Raw genomic sequence first — 6,176 nt, forward strand, 5'->3', positions numbered from 1 at the left:
CGCCACGCGACCAGTCGCAGAGCGCGGGGGCACCGGGGCGGCGGACTCAGAGGGGGGTCGCGAGGCGGTAGCCGCGCTTGATGACGGTGGCGACCAGGCGCGGCTCCGGGAGCGCCTGGCGCAGGCGGCTGATCGCGACGTCGACCGCGTGGTCGTCGAGCGCCTCGGGGGCGGAGGCGGCGAGCACGCCGCGCGCGACGGTCGCGCCCTCGGCGGCGACCAGGGTGCGGAACAGCGCCAGCGCCACGGGGGTCAGCGGCACCCGCTCCCCCGCGAGCACGGCGTGGCGGCCGCGGAGCTCGAGGGGCCCGTACTCGGTGGCGATGCGGGGCGCGCTCTGCTCGAGGTGCTCGCAGAGCAGGCGGATGAGGGCGCCCATCCGGAAGCGGTCGGGGACGATCGGCAGGATCTGCGCCTCGACGAGCGGGGCCGCCGTGACGGGACCCACCGCCGCCGCGACGACCGTCTCGCGGAACGCGGCCTGCAGGGCGTCGAGCCGGCCCGCGGCCTCGGCGACGGTGAAGAGGGCCTCGACGGCGGGGGCGCTCGTGAAGGTGACGGCGTCGATCCCGCCGCAGCAGATCGCCTCGATCAGGCGCAGCACGCGCGCGGAGTCCTCGTGCACGCTCCAGCGGTAGGGGGCGGCGGTGAGGACCGTCGCGCCCGCGTCGGTCAAGCGCTCGAGCTGGTGCGGGTCGGTGAAGCCGTGCAGCTGCACGGCGATCGTGCGGCCGTCCACTCCGGAGCGCAGAGCGAGGTCGACGAGGGAGGTGGTGGTCTCGCGCTCGCTCATGCCGTGGTCGTCGAGGCCGGCGGCGCGGACGGCTCCGCGCGCCTTCGGGCCGCGGACGAGGATCCGGGCGGCGGAGAGGGCGTCGACGAGCTCGTCGCCCAGCCCTGCCGCGTCGGCCGCCTCGAGCCAGCGACGCATGCCGTAGGAGGTGGTGGCGAGCAGCACGTCGGGGCGCGCGGCGACGATCGCGCGGGTCTCGTCCTCGAGGACGCCCTCGGTGTCGATGCCGCGCATCCGGATGGTGGGTGCGTGGGTGACGTCGGCGCCGCGGCGCTCGAAGGCGGCGATGAGGTCCTCGGAGCGGCGGTCCGAGGTCACGCCGATGCGGAACCCGACGAGCTGGTCGGGTCGGAACCCGGGCGAGGAGGCGTCGGAGTCGCTCGCGTCGGTGCCGCTCATCGGGGGGTGCCGGTCATCGGGGCCTCGGGGTCTCACGTGGTCAGCGCATCGACCGCGCGGGCGATGCTCTCGGGATCCTGAGAATCATCGCACGCGGCCTGGCGCACGACCTCGCCGATGACGATGACCGCGGGAGAGCGCGGGGCGAGGTCGGCCAGCAGCCCCATCACCTCGCCGACGGAGGTGATCGTCGTGCGCTGGGCGTGCGACCAGCCGCGCTCGACGATCGCGAGCGGCATCCCCGCCCCCATCCCGGCGCGCTGCAGTCCGGCGACCAGGTGCGGGAGCGTGTTCACGCCCATCAGGACGACGAGCGTGCCGCCGAGCCCGGCCAGGTGCCCGAGCTCCTCCTCGCTGAACGGCGCGTGACCCGAGACCACGGTGAACGCCCGGCTGACCTCGCGGTGGGTGACCGGGATGCCCGCGGCGGCCGGCACCGAGATCGCGCTCGTGACTCCGGGTACGACCGTGACGGGGACTCCGGCGACGCGGCAGGCGCGCACCTCCTCGGAGCCGCGGCCGAACACGAACGGGTCACCGCCCTTCAACCGCACCACGTCCAGTCCGTCGAGAGCGCGGGCAACCATCAGCCGCTCGATCTCGTGCTGCGGCACCGCGTGGTGGCCGGGCGTCTTGCCCACGTCGATCAGCTCGGCTCCGGGCGCCCAGTCGGCGAGCCCGTCGTGCGGGCCGAGCCGGTCGTAGAGCACGACGTCGGCCTCGCGAAGCGCCCGATGCGCGGCGAGCGTCATCAGCTCGGAATCACCGGGGCCCCCGCCGACGATGCTCACGTGCCCGAGAGGGCGGTGCGGAGCGGCGGCCTCCTCGACCGTCCAGATACCGGTGCGGGCGGCCTCGGCGGAGGCGGCCGCACGCAGCTCGGCGGATCCCTCGACCCACACCAGGAGCGCGGGGCGTCCCGCGGCCAGGAGCGACGCCGACGCCAGCCGCAGCGGCAGCGAGTCGTCGGCCTCGCGCCGCTCGACCAGCGCCCCGGCGGCGCGGTAGCGGGCGAGCACGCGGCGGGTCCCGGAGGCGGTGCCCACGACGAGGACGCGGCGGCCGGTCAGATCGAGCGAGAGCTGCATCAGGACTCCTTCACGGTGGCGGCGGGAGCGGACAGCGACGCCGGGGGCCCCACGACGCTCACCGGCCCGACCGGGATCGTCGTCCCCGCCACCAGCACCGGTCCGCCGGAGCGCTCGTCGCTGCCCGCCGGGCGGATCTGGCCGCGCTCGCGCACGGTCGCGACCCGAGGATCGGCGGTGTCCGGTGCGTTCACGAACGAGCGGAAGCGGCGCAGCCGGTCGGGGTCGGCCAGGGTCGCCGCCCACTCGTCGACGTAGGTGTCCACGTGGGTCGCCATGGCGGCCTCCAGCTCGGCGGCGATGCCGAGCGAGTCCTCGCAGACGACCTCGCGCACGTGGTCGAGCCCGCCGGGGAGGTCCTCCTGCCAGCGCGCCGTGCGCTGGAGGCGCTCGGCGGTGCGGACGTAGTACATGACGTAGCGGTCGATGTACTGCACGAGCGTCGCGTCGTCGAGATCCTGCGCGAGCAGCTGCGCGTGGGCGGGCTGGTAGCCGCCGTTGCCGCCGACGTAGAGGTTCCAGCCGGTGTCGGTCGCGATCACGCCGATGTCCTTGCCGCGCGCCTCCGCGCACTCGCGCGCGCATCCGCTCACGCCGAGCTTGAACTTGTGCGGCGAGCGCAGGCCCCGGTAGCGCTCCTCGAGGAACACGGCCATGCCGACCGCGTCCTGCACGCCGTAGCGGCACCACGTCGATCCGACGCACGACTTCACCGTGCGCAGCGACTTGCCGTAGGCCTGGCCCGACTCGAAGCCGGCGTCGACCAGCAGGGTCCAGATCTCGGGGAGCTGCTCGAGGCGGGCGCCGAACATGTCGATCCGCTGGCCGCCGGTGATCTTCGTGTAGAGCCCGTACTGCTCGGCGACCTCGGCGATGACCTTGAGCTTGGCGGGGGTGATCTCGCCGCCCGGGATGCGCGGGACGACCGAGTACGTGCCGTCCTTCTGCATGTTGGCGAGCGCGCGGTCGTTGGTGTCCTGCAGGGGCGCCTGGCCCGCGTCGAGGATGTAGGCGTTGGTCTGCGTGGCGAGGACGGAGGCGATGACCGGCTTGCAGACGTCGCAGCCGAGCCCCGAGCCGAAGCGCTCCATGACCTGCTCGGCCGAGTGGAGGCCCAGGATCCGCACCGACTCGAACAGCTCGCTCCGGCTGAGCGAGACGTGCTCGCAGAGGGCGCGCGACACCTCGACGCCGGCCCTCGTGAGCTCGGTGTCGAGCAGCTTCTTCACCAGGGGGACGCAGGAGCCGCACTGGGTGCCGGCGCGCGTGCAGGCCTTCAGCGGCCCGAGCTCGGTGCAGCCCTCGCCGATGGCGTGGCGCACCTCGCCCACCGACACGTTGTTGCAGGAGCAGAGCTGCACGTCGTCGGGCAGATCGCCGCTCGGAGCCTCGGCGCCGGCCGCGGCGAGGTACGCGCTGGGCTCGGCGGGCAGCTCGCGGCCGAGCAGGGGGCGGAGGGAGGAGTAGGGCCCCGCGTCGCCGACGAACATGCCGCCCAGCAGGGTCTTCGCGTCGTCCGAGACGACGATCTTCTGGTACAGCCCGCGGGCCGGGTCGGCGTAGACGACCTCGAGGGCGCCCTCGCCGGCCCCCAGCGCGTCGCCGAAGCTGGCCACCTCGACGCCCGAGAGCTTGAGCTTGGTGGCGTCGTCCACTCCGGGGAACGTCGCGTCGCCGCCGAGCAGCCTGTCGGCGACGACCTCGGCCATCGCGTTCGCCGGGGCGACGAGGCCCACCGTGCGTCCCTGGATCGCGGCGACCTCGCCGATGGCCCAGACGTGCTCGCGGCTGGTGCGGCAGGCGTCGTCGACCACCACTCCCCCGCGCGGAGCGACGTCGATGCCGACCGCGCGCGCCAGCTCGTCGCGCGCGGTGATGCCGATCGAGAAGACGACGACGTCGGCGCTGATGCTCGAGCCGTCGGTGAGGGTGACGCCGAGCACCGTGCCGGTGGGGGACGTCAGGATCTCGGTGGGCCGGTTGCCGAGGTGCAGCGCGATGCCCTGCGCCGAGATGATGCGGCCCAGAGCCTGGCCGGCGCCCTCGTCGAGCTGGGCGCTCATCAGCCAGCGGCCGGAGTGGATGAGCGCGGTGTGCGCGCCGAGCCTGTGCGCGCCGCCCGCGGCCTCGAGGCCGAGCAGCCCTCCTCCGACCACGACCACGTTGGCCGGGCGGCCCTTGCGCTCCTGGAAGGCGGCGAGATCGGCGACGAGCGAGTCGACGTCCTCGAGCGTGCGGTAGACGCGGCCGTGCTCGGCGCCGGCGATCGTGGGCACGGTGGCGGAGGAGCCGGTGGCCAGCACGATCTCGTCGCCCTCGAACCAGCGGCCGTCGGCCAGCTCGACGCGGGGGTGCTCCGGATCGATCGCGACGACGCGGGAGGAGGTGATCAGCCGCGCCGACTCCCACAGCGCGCCGTCGCCGAGGGTCAGGTCGACGAGTCCCTCGAGCCGCTTCGAGAGGGCGACGCGGTCGTAGGGGTGGTGCACCTCCTCGCCGAAGACGGTGATGTCGAGGGCGCCGGAGCCGGTCCGTGCCACGAGCGCGTCGACCAGGCGGTGCGCGGCGGGACCTGCACCGACGACGAGCACGCGTCGAGGGGCTCGGGCGGCGGGGTTCGCTCCTGCGGTTGTCATGCCCTCCACCGTAGGCACGCGCCGTTTCCCCACCGTTGCCCGGACGTAACGCTCTGTGACGGGCGTCTCACGGGGCGGTCCGGCCGTCGTGAGAGCTTCGTTACGCCCGGGACACCGCAGGCGTCATCGGACGAAACGCGGGGTCCCTACCGTGTCCATCAACGCCTCCGACCGGATGCGCGTCCTCCACCGCCTCCCACCGGATGCGGCCCCTCGATCGAGAAGGCGGGACCATGACACTCCTCGACAGCCCGTCCGCTCCGGCGACGACGACCACCTGGGTCCCCGTCTGCAACCGGCTCGAGCTCGAGCCGCTCTGGGGCGAGGCCGCGCTCGTCGGGGGCGTCCAGCTCGCGCTCTTCCTCCTCCCCGACGGCCGCGTCTTCGCCGTCTCGAACCTCGACCCCGCGACGGGAGCCGCCGTGCTCTCGCGCGGCATCGTCGGCTCGCGCAGCGTCGACGGCGTGCAGCGCGCCACCATCGCCTCCCCCCTGCACAAGGACGTCTTCGACCTCGAGACCGGCCGGTGCTACACCTCCGAGTCGCTGCACCTCGCGACCTGGATGGTTCGGGAGTCGGACGGCGTGATCGAGGTGGCCCAGCGGACAGCGCTGATCGCCGCCTCCCACGGCACCTCGGACGACGACGGCCGTCGCGCCGTCGCCGCGCTCGTGGACGCGGTGCGGACCGCGAATCCGGCCGTCGACGTCCTGGACTCCTTCGTCGACGTGCAGCAGCCGGACGTGTCCGAGACCCTGGGCGCCCTCGAGCCCGGGCGGTCGGCGGTCGTCGTGCCGCTGCTGCTCAGTGCCGGCTACCACGTGCACGTCGACCTCGCCGAGGCCGCGGCCGAGGCGGAGCGGCCGGTGCGGGTCACCGGCGCGCTCGGACCGGATCCGCGACTCGCCCGGATCCTCGCCCGCCGCCTGCGCGAGGCGGGCCTGGGCGACGGCGACCGGATCGTGCTCGCCGCGGCCGGCTCCAGCGATGCCGGCGCCGTCGCCGACTGCTGGACGACCGGTCGGCTGCTCGCCGCCGAGCTCGGCCGCGAGGTGAGCGTCTCGTTCATCTCGGCCGCCGAGCCGCGGGTCGCCGACGCGGTCGCCGCTGAGCGGGCCGCCCACCCCGGCGAGCGCGTCGTCGTCTCGACCTACCTCCTGGCCCCCGGCTACTTCGCCGGGCTCGCCGCCTCCGCCGGCGCCGATCTCGCGTCCGCCCCCCTGCTCACCGCCGTCGACCCGCCCGCCCGCGAGCTGGTCG

4 protein-coding genes are annotated in these 6,176 nt (G+C 74.5%); 1 reads left to right on the plus strand and 3 read right to left on the minus strand.

Annotated elements, in window-relative coordinates; genetic code table 11:
• Positions 1-46: 46 nt before the first annotated feature.
• The 3 genes from IOC53_RS15645 to nirB are packed head-to-tail and all read right to left on the minus strand — an operon-like array spanning position 47 to position 4,916.
• On the minus strand, positions 47-1,192 hold the full coding sequence (locus tag IOC53_RS15645) for a uroporphyrinogen-III synthase (RefSeq protein ID WP_207407142.1): 1,146 nt from the start codon (positions 1,190-1,192) through the stop codon (positions 47-49).
• 32 nt (positions 1,193-1,224) lie between these two features.
• Positions 1,225-2,280 (minus strand): uroporphyrinogen-III C-methyltransferase, encoded by a 1,056-nt coding sequence (gene cobA, locus IOC53_RS15650; RefSeq protein ID WP_207407144.1) that lies wholly within the window; start codon positions 2,278-2,280, stop codon positions 1,225-1,227.
• Entirely contained in the window at positions 2,280-4,916 is a 2,637-nt protein-coding gene (nirB, locus tag IOC53_RS15655; protein ID WP_207407145.1) for a nitrite reductase large subunit NirB, read from the minus strand. Before nirB ends, cobA begins: the two co-directional genes overlap by 1 nt.
• 233 nt (positions 4,917-5,149) lie before the next feature.
• Between nirB and nirD the strand changes: the two genes are divergently transcribed.
• A partial coding sequence (gene nirD, locus IOC53_RS15660) for a nitrite reductase small subunit NirD (protein WP_207407146.1) occupies positions 5,150-6,176 on the plus strand: 1,027 nt, incomplete at its 3' end.

The organism is Rathayibacter sp. SD072, from assembly GCF_017355185.1.
GTDB lineage: Bacteria > Actinomycetota > Actinomycetes > Actinomycetales > Microbacteriaceae > Rathayibacter.